This is a genomic window from Emticicia soli (assembly GCF_037860775.1).
In the GTDB taxonomy this organism is placed as follows: Bacteria; Bacteroidota; Bacteroidia; order Cytophagales; family Spirosomataceae; genus Emticicia; species Emticicia soli.
The window spans coordinates 14267-36364 of sequence record NZ_JBBEWC010000001.1 but is presented as its reverse complement, the minus strand read 5'-3'; the positions used below and the strand labels follow the sequence as shown (position 1 = coordinate 36364).

Genomic DNA, 22098 nt, shown 5'->3' with positions numbered 1-22098 from the left:
TTAAAATAGATTAGAAACTAAGGTTAACTCCCAAGCTGATAGTCATAGATGGGACGTCGTCCTGATAGATTGCTGAGTTAAACTCAGGGTCAAATCCAACAAACTTTGTAGCAATAATCGGATTGATGAGCTGTGTATAAACCCTTGCGTTGTAAAGTTTCCATTTGTCCATCAGTCCTTTAGGGATATTGTAGCCAATGGTTATGTCTGAAACTCGTAGGAAGCTTGCATCCTGATAGTTGATAGCACTACGATATGGATTTGCTGCAGCCACACCAAAATAAGTATTCGATGGATTTTCGCTTGTCCAGTAATCGAGGTCAGCTAATTTGTTATAACGCTGTGAGTTAATCTCTCCGAATGTACCCGACAAAGTTCTGTTATTGTAGAGTGTTCCGTTTCGGTAATAAAGAAAGAATGATAAATCGAAGTTTTTGTATTTAAAGCGGTTGGTCATACCCATCAGGAAATTAGGTAGTTCGGAACCCAGATAAACACGGTCATCTATACCATCGGTAGAAGAAATTTTTCCATCATTATTCTGGTCTACAACACGCACCGAACCTGGCACCTGATTGTATTTTGCTGCTAGCTCTTTATCGGCTGTTTGCCAGATACCATCAAACTTATAATCGAAATTGGCTCTGATCGGATACCCAACAAATAGTTTGTTTCCTTTATCTGCCTGTTGGCCATCTCCATATATTTCAAGTAATTTGTTGTTGTTTTTGGTGAAGGTCAATGTAGTATTCCATGTAAAATCAGGCGTAGCTACGTTAACAGTGTTCAACAACAACTCTATCCCTCTGTTTTGTATTTTACCAACGTTTGATATTACCTGCGAGAAACCCGAGGCTGTAGGTAGTTTCTGGTTCAGAATCAAATCAACTGTTTTTCTGTCGTAAAGCTCCAACGTACCTGATATACGATTTCTCAAAAAACCGAAGTCGAGACCCAGGTTCAACTCTTTACTTCTTTCCCAGCGCAAGTCTTTATTACCAAGGTTTGCAGGGGCAAAACCAAATGCCGCTGTACCATCAAAATCGTATCCTGTGTTTAATAAGTTAGCTTGTGTGCTATAAGGGGCTATAGTTGAGTTACCAACTTCGCCATAGCTTACTCTTAATTTCAGGTTCGAAAGACCTTTGATGTTCTGAATAAACGATTCGTCAATTAATCTCCAGGCCAATGCTACAGACGGGAAGAACGCCCATTTATTACCAGGGGCTAATTGTGAAGCACCATCGGCACGGCCTGTAACTGTAAATAGGTACTTATCTTTGAAACCGTAATTCAAGCGACCCATATAAGAAGACAAAGAGCGCTCAACTAAAGAGCTGCTATAGGCTGTAACAGTTCCGGTATTAATTGCATACCAGTCTGAGTCATAAGGTAAGTCTCTTGCTGCAATAGATGAGGCTTCGTTTTTCTGATAGAAAGCACTTTGAAGACCCGTTAAATTAATTTTGTGTCTGCCTAAGTCCAGGTTATAAGTAATGATATTATCAAGTGTATAGCTTGCTATTAATCTGTTGTCTAATTGGGTTCTTGGTTTCGCACCAATCTGGGTTTTAGACCACGTTCCTCTAAAATCACCTACTTGAGTTGTACCATAATTGGTCGATAATGAAGAGCGAATGCTTAAGCCTTTAATAGGTGAATACTCAACATAAGCGTTGGCCATAATATTGGCAACAGTAGTCCGTAGTTTTGACTGATTAGGGTCAACATCATTAAGCGGATTAGGTACTTGTTTGTCGTTAATTCCCATCCAGAAAGCCAAACCATTTATATCAATATCCTGATTTTCAGAAGGGTTGATTAAATCACTGTAATAAGCAACTCCGGTTGGCCTTACACGGTAAGCACCTCTTAATGATTCCTGCGAACCTAAATTCTGAATAGAATGGGTAACATAAGAGGTAAAACCAACTTTAAAGCGCTCGCCAAGTTTACTGTCGAGGCCTGCGTTCAGGTTATATCTTCTGAAATCGGTACTAAGCACATTGCCGTCTTCGTTAAGAAAACCGCCCGAAAACCGATAGGTAGTTTTTTCGTTACCACCTGATATGCTCAAAGTCTGATTGGTTTGTACACCGGGGGCAGTAATTAAGTCAACCCAATCGGTCGATTTGCCATTTTTAATGTTCTCTAGCTCAATAGTTGTAAATTTGGCTTCGGTAGCCCCTTCCAGCAATCGGTCAGTATGTGTTGCTTTAAAAAACTCTGCACTGTTCATCAGTCTAGGTAAGTGTGCTGGTATTTTTACACCCACATAGCTATCGTAGCTTACTCTTGGTTTACCAGATAAACCTTTTTTTGTAGTAACAATTACAACCCCGTTGGCACCTCTTGCGCCATAAATAGCCGTTGACGAAGCATCTTTTAATATATCCATCGACTGAATATCGTTAGGATTCAGATTATTTAAGTCGCCGCCCATTAAGCCATCTATTACAACCAAAGGTGCTGTTGAGTTATTGATGGTGTTTTCGCCTCTTATGGTAATATTATAAGAACTACCGGGTCTGTTATCGGCTTTTGTAACTGTTGCACCTGCTACTTGCCCTTGTAGAGCTTTCGATGCCAGTACGGGGTTTCCTCTTACAATGTCTCTGCTTTGTACTGATGCTACTGCTCCTGTTAAATCACTCTTTTTTTGTTCACCATAACCTACCACTACTACCTCATCAAGGGCTTTGTCGTCGGGTACGAGCTTTATATCAACTATAGTTCGGTTACCTACCGTAATTTCTTGCGTAAGATAACCTACATAACTAAAAACCAGTATCGTTGATTCGTTGGGTACATCTAAGCGATACACACCGTCTATATCAGTAGTAATACCCTTGTTTGTGCCTTTTATAACCACACTTACGCCGGGGATTCCCTCACCTTTCTCATCACTCACCTTGCCCGAAATAGCTTTCAGCGGTTTTACTATTTCAATTTCATTGCCAGGTAGCATTAATTGAGGTTTATCTACAAAGCCAACATTTTCTTTATAGAGTAAAATTTGTTTCCCATTAACTTCATATGAGATTTGTAAAGGCTTGCAGATTTTTGCCAGCACCTCTTTCAGCGTTTCGTTTTTTGCTTCGAACGAAACTTTTTGGCCTATGTTTATTTCTCTTGGATTATAAACAAACTTAACTTTTACGTTATGCTCAATATAATTAAGCATCGACTTTAAATTGTCGTTTGTTACTTTAACGCTAATCCTTTGTTCGAGCACCTCTTGCCCTATGGCAGAATGAGCATACGAAATACCCAGACCAATCAAGCTTAATAATAATTGTATAAATGAAACCCTCATAAGTTTCTTTAATAGTAAGGGGGAGAAAAACTCTTTCATCAGAATAAGATAAAATTTAGGGTTAATATATTTTTTATCAAAGAATAAATTAGAATTATTTTATTTGCCTAGAATGAAGACAAAGCTGCGCTAGCCACTAAGGATTGTTAGTGATAGCAGAGCAATGTTATAAGAGCTACATTTAAGCGCTTTGTTTGAAAGAGGGGTAGTGGTTAGGGTTGAATCCATAGATAATGTTGGTTTTATCTATGGATGGCAAAGGAATATTGTAGATACTTGTTTTTATGAAAGTTTTTTTTGAAATAATGCAAAAAAATATTTTTCAGCATCCGTCGCTATGTATAACTACTTGAGCATCAATGATTTCGTAGCTTGAGCGAGTTATCTTACAGATGAGGTTTAGCTTCTCATAAAGCGATTCGTCAGACAAAGAGGCTGTTAAATAACATTTTTCCATTGTTTTCTCGTCATATATAATCTGAATGCCATAGGCTTTTTCGAGTGCTTTAAAGACATCTGCAATAGGGGCTTCATCGAATACAAAGTTGGGTAGTGTTTCGCTTCTTAATATCTCAGGGTGTTTGCTGATTGATTTCAAGAGTCGGGCATCTGCAACAGAATATTCAATTGCCTGATTCGGTGTAAGAATAATACCCATCAATGCATTGTTTTTCTGGAGTTTTGCTTTCTCTATATCCTTCCTACTATAAACCGAAACTTTTCCGGTGCGCACTTCAACTTTTATGTCTTTTTCGTTGTCAAATGCTTTCACCATAAAACTAGTGCCTAACACTTGTGTAGAGATATAGTTGGTATAAACCCAAAAGGGCTGTTTCGGATTTTTGGCGATGTCAAAAAAAGCTTGTCCTACCAGATACACTTCTCGTACCTGTGTCGGAAACTGCTTTGGATACCTTATTTTACTTTTAGGATAAAGCATGATAACGCTTCCGTCGGCAAGGCTTATCTCTTTAGGAATATTCTCTGAGTTTTCGGTTTCGATATAGTTTATACTTAGGTTATCAGTTAGTTTTTCTAACGAAGCCAGTTCTTGTTTTTGATTATAATATTTTACGCCAAAGAAGCCGATTATTGAAATAAGGGCTATTGAAGCTGCGACTCTAAATGCCTTATTGCTCCAAATCAATATTTTTACGGCCTTTTCAGCTTTATTTTCTCTAATAATTTTTTGGGTAATTGCCCCTAGTTCATCTTCATCTAAGGCTATGTCGTGTTCGTGGAGAGTCAATAAAAATGCCTTGGACAAGTTTATTTTCTCGGCACAATCGGGGTTTTGTGCAAGCCAATTTGTCCAAAATAGTTTATTTTTATTGTCGGTATTGAATACCCATGCACGAAACGATTCGTCTCGGCTAAAGTCTTCAACACTATAGTTGCGGTAATCTAAATTCATCGTTAAAGAAGGTATATGTATAAGATGCCAATAACTGTTTTAAAATACTGCCTATACGGAATATTTTTTTTACAGTATGAAATTTAACAGCAATAGATAATGTGCGAAACTCCCCGGCCAACTTTGACGGATTGTCTGAAATGCCACTTGCAAAAGGTTTGAAACAGATTGTGTGTTAATATCCATAATCTCAGCAATCTCGTCTCGTTCAAGGTTTTGGTAATACTTTAAATAAATTACTTCTCGTTGTCTTTTAGGTAATGAATTAAGAATGGTAGATACTTTTTTAATAGTTTCCTGGCTATTCTCTTGTTCGATAATCTTTAATTCTGGTGAGAACTCTACAAAGTTTATATCATTTTCGATATCTATAATTTCGTTTTCCTGAGTTAATTTCTGCCGAACACTCTCACGGAGTATTTTCTTCCGAACCGAACTTAGCAAATAGGCCCTTACACTATCGGGTTGTGCTATGGTATTTTTACGATTCCAGATTTCTACAAAAACTTCCTGCACGCAGTCTTTTACAAAGTCTCTGTTTCTGATAAACTTATACCCATAGTTTTGCAAAGGGTTGAAGTATTTCTTGAGTAGCTTCCCTAGTGCCAATTCACTACCCTCTTTCAACTGTTGCCACAGCTGAGAATCGGTTAAGTTATTGGTATATATTCCTGGAGAACTCATCTCTATTTCAGATTGCAGTTTTGTAAATTTAAGGGATACAAATAAAGAATATTTTTAGAATAATTAATTATCAATCAAGCAAAATGTAAAAGAATGGACAAAAAACTATTAGAATATGATAATAGGTAAGAATACCTAATGCTATGAGCTTATAATCTTTCTTATTTCTGTAGGCAACCTTATAGTTTTTTTCTGCATATATACCAATAAAAGCTATCACCTTAAAGTATCTATTCTACATGAAACATTGCCTTTTATTTGGTTTAATTGTTTGTCTATTAGGCTGTAATAGCTTCGGAACAAAAGAAAAAAAAGAGTATGAAGTTGGGTTTAAGACTATTCGGATAAGTGATAAAACACGGAAGTATAAACCAGATGTTGATTCTACTAATAGCCTGTATTATCGGCCTGTAGATATTGATATTTGGTATCCGACAGAAGCTTCTTTAGGTGATTCTTTAATTACATTTGGCGATTATCTGAAACTGTTCGAAGAGAGAGTCAACTTCTATACCGCCTCTTATGCCGGCAATGGTATGGCCTCTAAATTTGCTCAGATGCTAGCCGAAGGCTTTGAATGTGCTGACTCTACTCGTTTGCTGAAACTTGCTACGCAAACCTATAAAAATGCCCCAAATATAGAAGAAAACTTTCCTGTAATAGTCTATATGGCAAGCTACAATGGCATGAGCTACGAAAATTATCTGCTATTTGAAACATTAGTCAAAAAAGGATTTATAGTAATAGGTGTCAACTCAATAGGCCGTTTCCCGGGAGATATGACGATGAAAAAAGAAGATGCAGTGGAGCAGGTACATGATGCGCTGGCTTCTATTAAATATCTGAAAACGTACAAAAATATCAAGTTTGATAATGTAGCCGTAATGGGTTATAGCTGGGGCGGATTGATAGGTGCTTTGGTGGCAGCTAAAATTCCGAATATAAAATGTATTGTGTCTCTTGAGGGCTCAGAGTTTCATCATTATGGCTATAACAAAGAAGAAGATGCTGATTTTGAAGGTATCAGAAATAGCTCTGATTTTCAGCAAATGGCTTTGAAAAGCCCGTACTTACGATTTGAAAGTGCGCCTATTAATCAAAAAACAGCTAAAGATTCAGTAAATAACTTTTTAGAAAGAGTCTCTAGGAATTATACAATTCTAAAACTCGACTCTGCCGAACATGGTGATTTTTCAGCTTATCCGGTTGTAGTGAAGTCTTCGGGTAATTGTAAAAATGCTCAGCTTTATGAAACCATTACAAAACTCACAAGTGCTTATGTTGAAGAGCATTTACTGGGTAAATCTTCTTTCAATAAAGTGCTCGAGGAGGAGTTGAATAGAACAGTAAGAAAGAAATAGCCCTGTAATATTAGAAAAAGGCGAACTGGAAGTTCGCCCCACAAGCTTAATATTTCTTCATAATCTTTATGAGTGGCTTGGCTATCAGTTCATAGCCTTTGTCGGAAGGATGCAAGCCATCATACGTTTTATTAATAGATTCTATCGGATAAGGGTATTCGTCGGTTTCAGGGTTAAACGGGATATTGATGAAATCAGGGAAAGGATAATTGGTATAATTGCCCGTTTGTGGGTCTTTCAGCCTTTTATATTTAACCAGATTTTCCATTTCCAATCCTTTGGTATGATAAAGGTCTACTACCGGAAACTTCTCAAACTTACCAATAGAATCAATGGCATAGGCAAACGACTCAAGTGTTTGATTGTTTTTAGGTTTATACGAGCCATGCGCATTGTTTTTAAAATTGGCAATATAAACAAAATCTACCCTTTGCATAGGCGTAATAAGAATAATTGGCGCCTGCGGGTTAAGGCTACGCAATTTATCTACAATGATTCTGAAAGAGCCATAAACAGTATTATTACCAGTGTTATTTTTATAGTCGGTTAGTTGGCCTAATGGTCTTCCTCTCCACCAATCGTTAGTGCCTAAAAATATTGAATAAATATCTGCTTTAGTCAAGTTTAGTTTTTCGATAGACTCAGCAATTCCTCCTGATGTCCACCCATTATGGCCCTGGTTGATATACTTAATATACGGTAGTTTTTCGCTAACAAGCGTCATGTATCCTTTTGTGATACGGTTATCGGTTTCTTTCTGGTGGTCGTTCAGGTAGGTGATTGAATCGCCGATGGCAACCCACGAAAGTTCTTTAAATGTAAATGAGCTGATAAGCGCAATCAGCACAATAAGGGCAGAGAGTTTTTTCATAAGCTGAATGATTAAGGTTGAGTAAAGGTAAGTAAATTTTGTGTGTGGTTAATAGTCGATTGTTCTTTTTAAAGGGTATAGGCTATGGGTCTAAACTATTTTTACTTAATTTGAAAACAAATTCAACCAAAACCTACAATACACACGAATGAAACATTTAACATTAATTGCCTGCTGCGTATTTACACAGGTAGCAATGGCACAAGATGTGAGCTTGGCACTACAAAAAAAGCCCGATGTCAGCCCTACACAATTGGCTTCGCAATGGAACAAAGTATCGAAAAAAACTAATGTGAGTTTTGCTACCAGTAGCAAACGCTTTGCACAAGAACTTCCGCCCGATATTAAAACAAATGACACATGGACTGCCAGTGCATGGAAAGGCGAAAAAGTGCATACCCAAATATTGGTGTGGAGTAAAGCCGATTTAAGCAATGTGAAAGTTAGTATAAGCGATTTAAAAAATGCAAAAGGCGACCTTATAAAAAAAGAGAATATCAGCTCGGGCTTTCTGGGATATGTAATGACCGATGAGTTCAGAAATGGTTGCGGGTATCGTAAACCTTATGATTTTGACTCTTCGAAAGTAGCCGATATTATCAATGTTGATATTAAAAGTATGCAGGTAAAGCCAAATACCACTCAACCTGTGTGGTTGAGCGTGAAAGTGCCTGCCGCCACAAGCCCAGGAGTTTATGCGGGTACTGTTACAGTTGATGCCGATAAAAAATATACTTTGAAAGTCGCACTAACAGTAGTTGACAAAACCCTGCCTCCGCCATCTGAGTGGGCTTATAGGTTAGATTTCTGGCAACACCCGTATGCCATTGCCCGTGTGCATAAACTAGAACCCTGGAGCGATGCGCATTTTGCAGCTATGCGTAAATATTATACGATGCTTGCCGATGCCGGACAGAAAATTATCACAACCAGCATTGTAAACGAACCTTGGGGCCACCAGACTTATGATGATTTTCCGAGCCTGATAAAATGGACAAAGAAGAAAAACGGAGAGTGGATTTATGACTATAGTCTGTTTGATAAATACGTGTCTTTTGTAATGAGTTGTGGCATTACAAAACAGATTAATTGTTACAGTATGGTGCCTTGGAAAATTGCCTTTACTTATTTTGACGAAGCCGAAGGCAAAGAAGCGGTGTTTACACAAGCCATTGGCACACCTGCATACAATGCGTTCTGGACACCAATGCTTACTGATTTTACCAAACATTTGAAAACGAAAGGGTGGTTTGCTATTACAACCATTGCCATGGACGAAAGACCAATGCCAGCCATGCAGTCGGTTATTAAATTGCTGAAAAGCATTGATACTGGTTGGAAAGTGTCTTTGGCCGGAGATTATCATCCTGAAATTGAAGGCGATATTTTTGATTATTGCGTGGCCTCAAGATGGAAATACCCTGATGATGTTCTGGAAAAACGTAAACAACAAAATAAGCTAAGCACCTGGTACACTTGCTGTGCCGAAAAATACCCCAATGCTTTCACTTTTTCACCACCTGACGAAATGGTCTGGATGGGTTGGTACACTGCCGCAACCAATATGGATGGCTACTTGCGTTGGGCATTTAATAGCTGGACAAAATCGCCGCTTACTGATAGCCGCTTCTCGGCATGGCCTGCGGGCGATACCTATCAGGTATATCCGGGTGCTTTATCGTCGGTGCGTTTTGAGAAAACAATCGAAGGTATACAGGATTTTGAAAAAATACGTTTGCTACGTAAAGAGTATCAGGATAAACAGCAAACTGCTCAGCTAAGTAAACTGGAGTCGGCACTAAAGGCATTTGAAATTAAAGAATTAGCAAGCGAGAGCGCGGAGGAAACTGTAGCCAAAGCCAAGCATCTGCTGAATACACTTTAAGTTAAAATAGGAGTGGTTATCGGCTATTCGCTTCAAAACAAGTAGCTGATAATTGCTCTGATATACTATTTTATCCGATATACCAACCTAATTAATATCTGCCATGAAATACAATTCTATTTTTTTTCTTTTCTTGATATTTATTGGTCTTTCGTCTTCTGCGCAGCAGATAAATTGGTGGAATCCGGCCGATGCTACATTTCCTGTGATTGAGGGGCGGGCTTGGCATACAAATCTTGCAAAGCCTTATGACCGTCTGCCTGCAAAAGCTGAAAAAACAGTAAGGCAAGCCGTGTGGTCTTTAGGGCAAAACACTGCAGGAGAATACATAAAGTTTACGACCAACGCCACCGAAATTACGGTTAGGTATCAGATTTCAAAAAACAAAAGCATGGACCACATGCCTGCAACAGGCGTGAGCGGGGTTGATTTATACGCTTTAGATGCCAACAATAACTGGCAATGGATACGAGGTGCTTACAGCTTTGGCGATACGGTGCAATACAAATTTACCAATGTGATAAGTACTGTACCTATCAAAGAATTCAGGCTTTATTTGCCGCTATACAATATGCCAAAATGGATGCAGATAGGAGTGAGTAAAGACAAAAATTTTACACCTCTACAAGTAAGTAACGAACAAGCTTTAGTTTTATATGGCACTTCTATTATGCAAGGCGCATGCGCCAGCAGACCGGGCTTGGCCTGGACAAATATTTTGGACAGAAAGCTCAATGTACCTATCGTTAATCTAGGCTTTTCGGGCAATGGGCGTTTGGAACAACCGCTTATAGATTTAATGAACGAAACTAACGCCAAACTCTTTGTGCTTGATTGCCAACCTAATCTGGTAGATAAAAAGGTGTATCCGGCAGGAGATATTGAAAATCGTATCCGTACATCGGTTAAGAGTCTACAAACCAATCACCCCGATGTACCTATTTTGCTTGTAGAGCATTGCTGCGGTGTGCCCGAAGTAGGCGTTGATACTACCTTCTTTAACCGTTACAAATGGAGCAGTGAGGTAATGAACAAAACCTATAAAGCCATGAAAAAAGAAGGTGTAAAGAATATTCACTTACTTACAGCCGCAGATATAGGCTTCGATTCTGCCTCAACCGTAGATGGTACTCACCCAACTGACATAGGCATGATGAAATACGCTGATGCTTACGAAAAAGCAATTAATAAGATTTTGGGTAAGAAAGGTATTCGGAAATAAAAATACTCCAGCTTATATGCATTGAAAGCACTAAGTTCTGGAGTAATAAGGCTTTATTATAAAATTATACATAGGTATGCATTATGCTACCATAGCAGCAAGCATACCTTCAGTGGCGCTACCGTTTCCGCTCAGTGCTAAGAAATAGTTACAATTATGAATCAAAAACAGTAACACCTCTGGGGTAAAAAGTTCTGTTTTGTCAAATACTTGTATGCCAAAATCGGCCTTTGCATACGCCCAATCCATACTTGCATCTATTTTTACCAATACGTTTTCGTTGGTGTCTTGCAATATGAAAATTCCATCTAAGAGGCTCTTTACTTTTAATTGATAGTCGGTTTCCTGAATACGAATAGTAACGCTCAGATTCCAACCTAGTTTAGATGAAAGTAGGCATTGGGTGCTATTCCAGAGTTCAAGGTTCTTCTTCCAGATTCCCGGCGATTTTAGTACTAAAACATCGCTTTGATTTGCTATTTTTATTTCAGCTTTAAGCGTATTATATAAACTTGGATAGTTGAGCGTTGCCAATACACTATTCTCTTTAATAAGTTCAAATGGCTCACTTCCTAATGATTTTACTTGATATCTTTCCATTGTAGTATTTTTATTTAGTAAGTATCGAATCTTTTCGATTCGTTACACTTTTTCAGAAATTAATTTGATTTCAATTCGTCCAAGATAGCTTTTAGTTGTTTCAGGTATTTCCCGTAGTAATATTTTGTCCAACTCAGAATAGCCAATACCAATAAAAGTATGGTAACAATAATGGCCACTAACAATATCATTTTTGTTTTTTCTGAAAGCGAATCCAAGTTTTTGCCTTCTTCCAGTAAGGTACTGTAAATACTAATTCCTATCCAGACCAAGCCAAAAGGCAAGAGCAAAAATCCGAAAGAATGATAGCGTTCTATATTAAGTCTGAACTCATGGTATATTTCTGTCAAACTATCTTTTGTATCGGCAGAATAATGCGTTATCTGGCTGTAGAAACTTCGGAACTGACCTAGATAATATACAGAAATAATAACCAAAAAGCTATATGCTACATAGTAGAAAACATAAAGCGACGAATGGATTTTTTGCACTTGTGGCACAAAAGCTAAAAAAAGTATTGCTGCAACCTGTGCAAACCACTCATTTTTCATGTTACGCTTCAGCTTATCTAATGGGTGTTTTGCTTTGCCTAACTCATTAATATTTTTCGGAATTTTAACATCTTTCGTTTGTTCATTATTCCAGGCAGATTTCAGTTCGTCAAGATTCATAATCTGTTTTTTTTATGAGTTGCTGTAATTTTTCTTTTATTCTGTTGAGTTTAACACGGGTATTTACTTCGGTAATACCAAGTTGCATACCTATATCTTTATGAGACAGCCCTTCCATGTAATAGAAGATAATAGCTTTCTCGACCGGATTAAGTTGTTGCACGGCCGCATAGAATACCTCCATCTGCTGGTCTTTTTCTGCATTATAGTTTTCTTGCGCAGGCTCCTGAATTTGCTCATACGAAAGGGCTCCACTATGCCTTTTTTCGTTTTTGAAATAGGTAATAGCTGTATTCACCGCCACACGATACATCCACGATGAAAACATACTTTCTCCCTTAAAATTATCGTACGACTTCCACAACTGGATAATAATTTCCTGATGAAGGTCTTCTCGGTCGGCCACAGTATTGGTGTACATTCTCCCCACTTTATAAAGAATACCTTTATGTGCATCTAGCAGCTCCAGAAATTGTTTTTCTTTAGAATCCACGTATTATCTCACAGGTTTTATTGTATATCCTTTTTCTTTAAGAAGGTTAAGTACGCCTTCTTTTCCTAGTAAATGTCCACCTCCTACTGCAAATAAAACACTTTCTTTTTCCATCATTGCAGGCATTTTTTTCGACACCCAGTCTATATTTCTTTTATTAAGCATTAAATCTTCCTGCTCTTTGTTCATAAATCGCTCGTCTTTAAGTAATTCATCTAAAGCAATCAGATTTTCTTCATTAAATGCTTTAATCATACTTTCAGATAAGATAGCATACTCGTCACCTGCTTTTAACTGGCGAATGATTTCTTTCAAATCGTAAGATTTCCCTAGAGCATCGGTCTGGTCAGCTACTTTTTCTAGGCCACCAAAGGTTTTTCCACTCTTTGCAGCCAAAGTCAATAGCTCTATCTCATACATTTTAATCTCTGTTTGCGGGCAAGGAGTAGCTTTTTGCCCAATAAAAGAGTATAGAGCCTGAGGGCTATAATTATTTACTGCTTGTAAAGTTACGCCGTAAGACTTCAGTACCTCATTGAGTTCTGTTGCTTCGTCTGCCGACAGTTTTTCACTAAGTTTTTGGTCTGACTGCATCATTTTTTGCACTGCTGCCATTTCGGTTGGGTCGGTATAATTAAGTTCCAGTACCAATCTTTTTACTTTACCCAATGCATCTATTGTTTTTTGTTTCATCTGAAAATCCTTAGCACACATCATGTGAAACGTACCCTGTACATACGAAGGCTGCTGCAGTCCATTGCCAGATACTTCCCATAGCATGCTGTTGTTTTCCTGAGCAAAAGAGATGTGCGAAACAAGGCAAATTGCGCCAACAAAGAAAGAAAAGAGCTTTTTCATATTATTTCAATATTTATCTGTTTTAAGGTTTTTGTACAGTTAGTATGAAGGCGAAGCCATTCGTTACAGATTTATGAAAAAACTTTTTTGAGTTTGAAAAAATTAAAGAATCAGATATATTGTGCAACTGATAATTGGTAGTTTTAAAAGAGAAACAATTTAGACCCTGAATCAGAAATACATTATTATGAAAGAAATAGCTACGCAATTAATCAAAAAGCTCAACCTGTTTAATGCGCAAGAAACTGATGCGATTTTAGCGCATACAGCCGTAGAAATCTTTAAAAAGGGAGATTTAATAGTGAAAGAAGGAAAGACAAGCGATAAATGTTATCTTGTTTTAAAAGGATGCTTGCGGCAATACCAAATAATAGACGGCCAAGAAAAAACCACGAGTTTCTTTTTAGAAGGCCAACCTGCGGTTTTATATTCCAGTTACTTAAAGAAAATTCCGACAAACTATTTTCTGTCTTGTGTAGAGGATAGTGTTTTACTGACAGGAACAAGGGCTCAAGAACAAGAATTGCGTAAGAATTATCCTGAACTTGAACACCTTACCTACAGCTTAATGCTTCAGGATTATAGTAAGGCCGAAAATTATGCTGCCTTACTTAATGCTTATAAACCCGAAGACCGATACCTGATTTTAATAGAAAAACACCCCCAACTTTTAAACAGAATTCCTCTGCACCAAATTGCAAGCTTTATTGGCGTTACTCCCGAATCTTTTAGCAGAATCAGAAAACGAATAATGGCCAATAAAGCTTGAAAAAATAAACTCTCAGTACACTTTTTCTTTCTGCAAACCAGCAAATACCCAAAGGCTAAACACACCCACAATAATTTCAGCTACGGTTGCCATCACAAGCGACTCGCTTGGCATACCATCTATTGACATACTTAACATACGAGATACTCCATAAGACAGGTAAAACAAAGCCGATAGCGCAACTGAACTATAAGTTATTTGGGGAATAAAAGCACCTGCCATTATTATAATGCCAGCTATTAACAAAGTGCCTCCTGCAGCCCGTATTTCACTTAATAAGCTACTGTTATTGCCAAGGTTGATACTCGCTGAAGATTCAAAAACTACAGGAATAAACAACTGCGCACCGCCTACGCCTATACCAATAATGCCAGCGAAGATTAATAAGATTTGTACTGTTCTAAACTTTTTCATTGCGTAATTATTTTGAATGATTAAAAGCACAAATTTATCTGTTCAAAAAGCAAAATTTCTTGACTTTAGGTAAGAAAACGGGAGTTATATAGGCAGCCAGATTATAAGTCTATGATGAAAATTTCCGATGTAAAACTATTATCAACACGGATTGTTGATATTTGATTCTTTAAAAAAAAATCTATTAAATAAACATATTAATTTTGGCTTATGATAACTCGTAGATAATGAGAAGGTACGCTAACTTCAAGAATCTGGACTTATCATGTCTGTTTAATTCCACAAAACTAAATAAACAAATAAATTACTTTGCATGCGACAAAAAAGCAACTACTAACTTATAGTTTGGTTCTGATGATTACCAAACCTTCTGGCGTTTCGTTTCATAAGTATTAAAGCCTCTTGTTTTGAGTAATTGATTAGATTACGTCCAATAATCGTTGGGATGGCTTTGCTATGGCTTAAGAGCACCTTTACATACTTTATTTAATTCCACAAATTAAGATAACAAGTAAATTCTGATTGTATGTGATAATCAAAAAAGACAAATCGACTTCATGTTCCACTTCCGATGAATAGCAAATCTTTTTGTATTTCGTCTCATAAGCCGGATAAGCGTTAACGCTTACGTGTTTCGGATCTTTGATTCGACTACCCCAATAATCATTGGGCGTGCTTTGCTATGGCTTAAATTTTCTAATTCTTTCATTAATTAATCAAATTCTCAGGAATTTCTATGAAAAATTCACTCATCTCTGCTTTGTTTATCTTCCTCTGTATTAGCTCAGTGGCACAACAAGGCTCTTCACTCATTTCTCCTTTTGAAGGTACTTCGGGGAGACTAAGGCTATTGCCTCCTAATGCTGCCAAGACGCAGGAGTTCGGCAATGTTCCGATTAATTTCAGCACAGGTCAATTAAATTTCAATATGCCACTTTACCAGATTCAGGTAGATGAAAATTTAGTAATACCTATTCAGTTAGTTTATAGTAATACTGGTCTTAAACCTCAGGATGTGCCTACATGGGTAGGTAATGGCTGGAACCTGGAAGTTGGCGGAACGATAGTTCAGCAAATCAATGGCATTTCTGATTTAAATGGTAACGGATTAACAAATCCAGGGGTTAGGCTACAAATGCAAAATTATTTGAAAGGAACAATGCCTGACCCCGATCGATATAATTATTTAAACGAAGTATTGAATGGTCAACAAGATTCGCAATATGATATTTTTTCATTCAATTTTCTTGGCAGAAGTGGTAAGTTTTATTTTTCTGGCGACAGCATCATTCTGATGAACAAAATGCCACTAAAAATTGAGTATGCCCCATTTTCATTTACTATTACTGATGAAAAAGGTTATGCATTTGCCTTTACATTGTCTGTAAATAATGTCGGATATTTCACAGATGGGTATGTACATCCGTTTATTGACCCTTCTTTTCTCAGCAGTTTTACGTGGTATCTTCAAAAAATTACATCGCCCAATGGCGTTGTAGTAGATTTTAACTACGCTCCGGATATTTCTTACCAAACCAATGTTGAAGGCGTTTCTTACTCAACAGGGTTTACCGGTGGAGCTTTATGTGTATATAATGGCGGATTTGCCATGAGCAAAACTTTAACCGAAACAAATGTTTCACAGTATGTTCTGGACAATATTACCTGGAAGGGAAAGACCGTAGATTTTCAGTTTTTTAATCGTAATGACCTGATAAGTAGTAAGGGTGCGAAGGCCAAAGGTCTTTCTGCAATTGTAGTATATGATGAAGCAAGCCAGGAAACTAACCGGATTGGTTTTGAATATGGTTATATTGGAACCAATGATCGCCTGAAATTAAATTCGGTATCTGTCTTTGAAAATCAAGCCCCGTATGCGGCTGTTCAGACCACTTCATTTGAATATTACGAGAAGATAGGAGACGATATTCCAATTCCGTCTCTTATGACACCAAGTGGTATTCGTGCAGCTAACAATGGGGTTGACCATTGGGGCTATTATAACGGAATGACAGGGAATCCTAATAAAATTCCGAATGTCAATTATTCTGAAATTACCTCTACTCATTTAACAAATTTCGGATTTGCCGACAGGCGAGCAGATAATACGTATTCAAAGATAGGTATGCTCAAAAAGATAAATTATCCTACTAAGGGGTTTACAGAGATCTTTTATGAAGCCAATATAGCAACCTTTAGTAATGCTTCGGAGATACCCTTCTTCTTAAAAACACAAACACCTGAAACTTCTCAGCCCGGCGGAGGCATCAGACTACAGATAGGGGGTAATCGTGTATCACGTATTGTAGATAATACAGGTTCGTTAGAATCTAACGAGAGAATTATAACTTACGAACAAGCTAATCTTTTAGCTATTCCTTATTATGTTACAGCTATTGAATCGGGCTTACTAAATAGTGCGCCATATCCAACAGCTCCGTGTACTTCTTGTGGTTCAAGATATTTTGTATCAGAAAATAATGTATATAACTGGGATGGTTATCAGATAGAGTATAGAAAAGTAACCGAAACCTATGGGGCTGCCGGAGAAAACGGGAAAAAAGTATATGGGTTTAATGGCAACTCTTATGTTGGTGGGCCGGTTTCTGCCACACCGCATGCAGCCACTGTTAACTTAAACTGGCGAAGCGGTAATCTGGCAAAAGAGCAAACATTTGAGAAAGACGCCTCAACACCTGTAAAAGAATTGACAAATACTTATAGTGCTCTTTCTATATACCCTATTACTCAGTATGGATTTAAAGCAGGCAGAACTATGGCTTGTACACAAGAAGCCATTTCGTCAGGATTCAGTTATGATTATTTTACCCATGTAATTACTCCTGTATTCAGCGATCGCTACAATTTACAGTCGTCTACTATTACTGAATATTCGGGTGGGGTGGCCTTAAGTAATACCATAAGTTATATCTATACGCCAGAAGTACTTCTGAGAAGTACCACAACCACCAACAGCAAGGGTAAAACAGATATAACTATTAATTATTACACAAATGACTTTAACAACATTAATAACACAAACATTGACCAACTAAAAAGCAAAAATATTATTGGCATACCGCTGAAGGTTATCCGCAATGTAGATAATAAAACTGTTGATGGAGTTATGGTTAAGACTGACGCTAACGGAAATCCTGCTGAAATATACCGTTATGAAAATGCTTCGCTGGTTACGCTTTCTCATAATCCGGCTCTGTTTGTTCTTCCTGAATTTAAATTGTTTGAAAGCCGGAAGTATAGTAGTAAGGGTAACCCCATAGAGATAAAAAGGCTTAACCAGCCACCAACTACTTATGTATGGGGCTACAAGCACTCGTACCCCGTTGCTTCTGTACAAAATGCAAGTGTAGCCAATGTAGAAGCCGTAATCGGTAGCCTGGAAAAAGTCGCAGATATTTACACGGCTGCCAATATAGAAACCATTGGCACAAACCTAAGAAATAATCTCCCCTCAGCAATGGTAACTTCAGGCGTAATGAGGTCGGGCATTGGCCTCAGCCAGATAAAAGCGCCTAATGGGTTAAAAAACACCTTTGAGTATGATAGTATCAACAGGCTAAGTGCTATCAAAGACCATACGGGAGCCCTGACAGACCTTTACAGGTATTTCTATGCTATTACTTTCTGAGGCATAGGCCAAACAAATTTATAGATATCAACAGAGTTGCGTTTTAAATCTACACTTTCAATGAAAAAAAATATAATCTTATGGCTATTGTTTCCTCTCTGCAGCTGGGGACAAACCATTACCAATCATAAAAATGCCATTGTACACAGTTCTTTTCGTGTTAGCGGTGCCAGTATAAGCGATGCCAGTGATGCAACCAAAGCACTCATTTCGATACAGTATACCGATGGCCTGGGCCGCCCACTCCAAACGGTGGGTTATCGGCAGTCTCCTACAGCAAAAGATATTGTATTTGAAGGCAAAACTTATGATACCTTTGGCCGTGCGTTCAAAACAGCCCTGACAGCTCCTACTACTGTACAAACCGGAGAATACCAGGCTAATCCGTCTAGCCTTGCTTCTACTTTTTATGGCGATAATTATGCTTATAGTGAAATTACTGCTTTTGATAATTCGCCATTAAACCGGCTAAAGATACAATATGGCCCTGGGCAGGCATGGCGCACCAATACTAAAAATATTCAGACTTTTGATGAAATAGCCGGTGCTAGCGTCCGCCTTTATGATGCAGACGTCTCTGGCAATATTACGCTCAACGGAAATTTTCCGGCTAATAGTCTTTATAAAATACGGGTGATAGACGAACAGGGAAATACGACTGTTGAAATAAAAGATAAGTTGGGCAACCTGATACAGCGTGAGCAGCCCGTAGGTGCAGAAACACTTATTACGTATTATGTTTATGACCAATGGCAGAGACTAAGAGCCGTTATGCAGCCTGAGGCTTATGCTTTAAATGCAAGCATTGCCAAAGACTCAGACGCCTGGACTAAATGGGTATTTGGCTATAATTACGATGCAGCAGGAAGACTTATCGAAAAACATACGCCCGGAGGAGGTTGGGGATATACTGTATATGACCGGAACGATTTACCGGTGCTGACACAGGATGCCAGCCAGAATAGTTTAAACAAGTGGTCGTTTACCAAATATGATCAATTTGGTCGGAACATTGTTATGGGAGAACTGGAGAATACATCTAGCCGGGCTGTACTTCAGACAAGTTTTAATGGTATCTCGATAGCGTATGAAACCTGGCTTGGCGCTGTGGGGTATTCGTCAGTTAGTTTTCCGATTACGTATAGCGCAACGGCCGAAAAGACCTGGAATTTTTATGATACCTATAGTTGGATTGCCACCGAATGGGCATTTAATGCAGGCATTGCTTATAATTCGGGCAACTATTATAGCAATGCTAAAGGGCTCCTGTCAGGAAGCGCAGCTCGTAGCCAGGACGACCCCAATAAACTATATCACTCGGTTTTCTATTATGATTACAAGGGGCGAACGATGCAAACCTTCCGTACACACGATAAGGGAGGAGAAACGCTAGCTACTAAACCGGTTATAACTAATCTGGGTTATAATTTTGCAGGTGAAGTGACTAACGAAAAAGTTTTGTATCAGGTAGATGGTTTGGCAAATACCGAAACACTTGCCACTTACGAGTATGATAATACCGGCCGACGCCTGAAAGTATCGCATGGCATTAACACTGCCGTAGCGGAGGTCAGACGCTCAGAATATGATGAAGCAGGGCGTTTAAAACAAGCTAAAATAAGAGCTACAGGCACTTACACCGCCAATGGCACTTCTATTAGTGGCTTACAGACTATTGATTATGCTTATCATTTGAGAGGGCAATTGAGGGGCATTAACCTGGATGGTTCGGGTAATCCGGTACCGAATGCCAGTCAGGGTGATTTATTCAGCTATAAGCTTGATTACGAAACTGCCGGTTATTATGATGGCAACATCGGTAAACAATACTGGCAGGCAAGCACCAATAATGCGCCTGCGGGTATTCGTACTTATACTTTTACCTACGATGCTGGCTCTCGACTAAAGACAGCTACTTACAACGGAATAGGCTCAGAAAACTATAGTTTACCTGCCATTAATTATGATAGAAACGGCAATATTATTAGCTTGCAACGAAATGGGAAACTGACCAGTACATACGGCTTAATGGACAACCTGACTTATAGCTATACAGGAAACCAACTAATGAAAGTGGAAGATACTGTTACAGGTGATTATGAAGTAGATTTTGTAAACCGGAACTCGGCAAGCGACGACTACAGCTATTATGCAAACGGAGCTTTGAAAGCTGACAAGAACGAAGCTATCAACGACATCATTTATAGTACCTATGTCAATCAACCCATTGAGATACAACTCACTAACAACAGATGGATTAAAAACTTCTATGATGGCGCAGGGCGTTTATACAAAACCAGCTACTCTACTGGAGAATACTGGGAATACCTTGATGGACTGGTTTTCAAGAATGGTGCTTTCTATCAACTGGCTACACCCGAGGGCAGAGCAGTTTATCAAAGTGGAGGATGGTCGTATGAATATTTCCACACCGATCATCTGGGCAATACACGTATAGCTTATAAAGCGAACGGCACAGCATTGGCTAAAACCTCTGAAACTTCGTTTGATCCGTGGGGTATTGTGTTAAGAGACGCAGGCTTAGTGAATACTTTTCAAAATAGATTTGAGTATCAAAATAAAGAAAAGGAGAGTACGTTTAATTTGAGAAGAATTGACTTTGGAGCAAGGAGCTATAATGCGAGTATTGGGAGGTTTGATAGGGTTGATCCGTTGGCTGACCAGATGAGAAGATGGAGTACTTATAATTATTTATCCAATAATCCGCTTAGATTCTTTGACCTGGATGGTAGGGCACCAACTGACTGGATAAAGCTAGAAGATGGAAGCGTTAAGTTCGATGCTGCTGTAAGCAATCAAGCACAAGCTGCCGCCAAATATGGAAGCTTAGCAACTGACTTAGGAAAAGCAGGTGTTTATATGAATCAGAAAGGTCAACAAGTAAACCTTAATGCCGATGGTACAGCTACTAGTTCAACCATGCTAAGCGAAGTTAATGTTTCTTCAAAAGCAGGCTCAGAAATGTCAGTTATGGATGTAGGCTTCGGAGTAAGTGACGCATTCGGATTAACCGGGGATTTTCAAGCTACTGTAATGGATGTAGCAAAGTCATTAGATAAAGCAGGAGATGCAGCAGATGGTTTTAAAGCGGTTGGAAATGTATTGGATGTAGTCGGGAATATTACAGGTTTTACTGGGGCGGTTAGCTCTACTATGAGTGCAATAGATAATCCAAGCACTGGTAATTTGCTAAAGGCAGGTTTAGATGTAGGAATGTTTGCAGTTGGAATTCTAGCACCCGAAGCACTTTTAGCTAAACCTTTAATTGGAATAGCTGATGGAATTTGGGGAGCTTCAGGAGGTAAAGATTCTTTTTTTAATGCAATTGATACCACAATTGATAATTTTAACTCAAGTAGAATAATTAATTCTCAAATAGTTGACACTAGGAAAATTAAAATAAAATGAATGAAATAAATAAAATGATTGTAGCTATTTATCAGAGTAGACAAAAAAGTATGAAATACTCAGAAGGTAATGCAAGGCTTTTTATTGCGAAGTTAGCATTTTGTGTTTTAGTGTGGATTTGGCTTTTACCCATTTTAAATATATTTGAAAACAACTTACACTGGATTGAAATTAGTTTTAACACTCCTAAGACAAGAATTGGTTATCTTCCAGTATTGTTAGCAATGTATTTTATTCTACATTATTTCACTTGGAAATTAAATGAAGTAGATAAGTATTCGTCAGATGAAGCGAACGAGCAAAGTATAAAAAAAGCGAAACGTTTATTTATTACTTTACTTATAATTGGTTTTATCTTCTTAGTAACTATTGCAAAATATAATCAAGGCAACCCTCTTTCAGATTAATGTTCAATTAATTTGTTCTGAAAAAGTTAACTAATTTTACTAGTAAAGCCCATCC

General features: G+C 38.1%; 16 protein-coding genes. 7 read left to right on the top strand and 9 right to left on the bottom strand.

Annotation, left to right across the window (positions count from 1 at the left end; genetic code table 11):
- Nucleotides 1-10: 10 nt before the first annotated feature.
- From WAE64_RS00150 to WAE64_RS00140, 3 genes are all read right to left on the bottom strand, one after another.
- Complete coding sequence (locus tag WAE64_RS00150; RefSeq protein ID WP_340233061.1) at nt 11-3316, bottom strand: TonB-dependent receptor; 3306 nt, start codon at nt 3314-3316, stop codon at nt 11-13.
- Nucleotides 3317-3638: 322 nt separating this feature from the next.
- Nucleotides 3639-4730 (bottom strand): FecR family protein, encoded by a 1092-nt coding sequence (locus tag WAE64_RS00145; protein WP_340233059.1) that lies wholly within the window; start codon nt 4728-4730, stop codon nt 3639-3641.
- Between the two features lie 69 nt (nt 4731-4799).
- The gene (locus tag WAE64_RS00140; protein ID WP_340233057.1) at nt 4800-5414 is read right to left on the bottom strand and encodes an RNA polymerase sigma factor; all 615 of its coding nucleotides are present in this window, start codon (nt 5412-5414) and stop codon (nt 4800-4802) included.
- A 239-nt stretch (nt 5415-5653) separates the two neighbouring features.
- Between WAE64_RS00140 and WAE64_RS00135 the strand changes: the two genes are divergently transcribed.
- Nucleotides 5654-6775, top strand: coding sequence for an alpha/beta hydrolase family protein (locus tag WAE64_RS00135; RefSeq protein WP_340233055.1), 1122 nt, complete (start codon nt 5654-5656; stop codon nt 6773-6775).
- Nucleotides 6776-6821: 46 nt separating this feature from the next.
- Here WAE64_RS00135 and WAE64_RS00130 read toward each other — a convergent pair whose 3' ends face one another.
- Complete coding sequence (locus tag WAE64_RS00130; protein WP_340233052.1) at nt 6822-7646, bottom strand: SGNH/GDSL hydrolase family protein; 825 nt, start codon at nt 7644-7646, stop codon at nt 6822-6824.
- 148 nt (nt 7647-7794) lie between these two features.
- Between WAE64_RS00130 and WAE64_RS00125 the strand changes: the two genes are divergently transcribed.
- Nucleotides 7795-9531, top strand: a complete 1737-nt coding sequence (locus tag WAE64_RS00125; RefSeq protein ID WP_340233050.1) for a DUF4091 domain-containing protein — start codon at nt 7795-7797, stop codon at nt 9529-9531.
- Between the two features lie 103 nt (nt 9532-9634).
- Nucleotides 9635-10753 carry an SGNH/GDSL hydrolase family protein gene (locus WAE64_RS00120; RefSeq protein ID WP_340233048.1) on the top strand — a complete coding sequence of 373 codons (1119 nt, stop codon included), beginning with the start codon at nt 9635-9637 and terminating at the stop codon, nt 10751-10753.
- 81 nt (nt 10754-10834) lie between these two features.
- Here the strand turns inward: WAE64_RS00120 and WAE64_RS00115 are convergent, their stop codons facing one another.
- The 4 genes from WAE64_RS00115 to WAE64_RS00100 are packed head-to-tail and all read right to left on the bottom strand — an operon-like array spanning nt 10835 to nt 13375.
- Nucleotides 10835-11353, bottom strand: coding sequence for a hypothetical protein (locus WAE64_RS00115; RefSeq protein WP_340233045.1), 519 nt, complete (start codon nt 11351-11353; stop codon nt 10835-10837).
- A 59-nt stretch (nt 11354-11412) separates the two neighbouring features.
- Nucleotides 11413-12024 (bottom strand): hypothetical protein, encoded by a 612-nt coding sequence (locus WAE64_RS00110; protein ID WP_340233043.1) that lies wholly within the window; start codon nt 12022-12024, stop codon nt 11413-11415.
- A complete protein-coding gene (locus WAE64_RS00105; protein WP_340233041.1) occupies nt 12014-12517 on the bottom strand; it encodes an RNA polymerase sigma factor in 504 nt (167 codons plus the stop codon). Before WAE64_RS00105 ends, WAE64_RS00110 begins: the two co-directional genes overlap by 11 nt.
- Before the next feature lie 3 nt (nt 12518-12520).
- Nucleotides 12521-13375: a TraB/GumN family protein gene (locus WAE64_RS00100; RefSeq protein WP_340233039.1), complete on the bottom strand. Its 855-nt coding sequence runs from the start codon at nt 13373-13375 to the stop codon at nt 12521-12523.
- 187 nt (nt 13376-13562) lie between these two features.
- Here WAE64_RS00100 and WAE64_RS00095 point away from each other — a divergent pair, with 187 nt between their 5' ends.
- Nucleotides 13563-14144, top strand: coding sequence for a Crp/Fnr family transcriptional regulator (locus tag WAE64_RS00095; RefSeq protein ID WP_340233037.1), 582 nt, complete (start codon nt 13563-13565; stop codon nt 14142-14144).
- Nucleotides 14145-14156: 12 nt separating this feature from the next.
- On the opposite strand, the gene WAE64_RS00090 is transcribed toward WAE64_RS00095, so the two are convergent.
- Entirely contained in the window at nt 14157-14558 is a 402-nt protein-coding gene (locus tag WAE64_RS00090; protein WP_340233032.1) for a DUF4345 domain-containing protein, read from the bottom strand.
- A gap of 736 nt (nt 14559-15294) precedes the next feature.
- On the opposite strand from WAE64_RS00090, the gene WAE64_RS00085 reads away from it, so the two are divergent.
- From WAE64_RS00085 to WAE64_RS00075, 3 genes are read left to right on the top strand one after another with little or no spacing between them, the layout of a single operon-like run.
- The gene (locus WAE64_RS00085; RefSeq protein WP_340233030.1) at nt 15295-18207 is read left to right on the top strand and encodes a hypothetical protein; all 2913 of its coding nucleotides are present in this window, start codon (nt 15295-15297) and stop codon (nt 18205-18207) included.
- A 60-nt stretch (nt 18208-18267) separates the two neighbouring features.
- On the top strand, nt 18268-21636 hold the full coding sequence (locus WAE64_RS00080) for a DUF6443 domain-containing protein (protein ID WP_340233028.1): 3369 nt from the start codon (nt 18268-18270) through the stop codon (nt 21634-21636).
- On the top strand, nt 21633-22043 hold the full coding sequence (locus WAE64_RS00075; RefSeq protein WP_340233026.1) for a hypothetical protein: 411 nt from the start codon (nt 21633-21635) through the stop codon (nt 22041-22043). The genes WAE64_RS00080 and WAE64_RS00075 overlap by 4 nt, the downstream gene beginning before the upstream one ends.
- Nucleotides 22044-22098 lie beyond the last annotated feature (55 nt).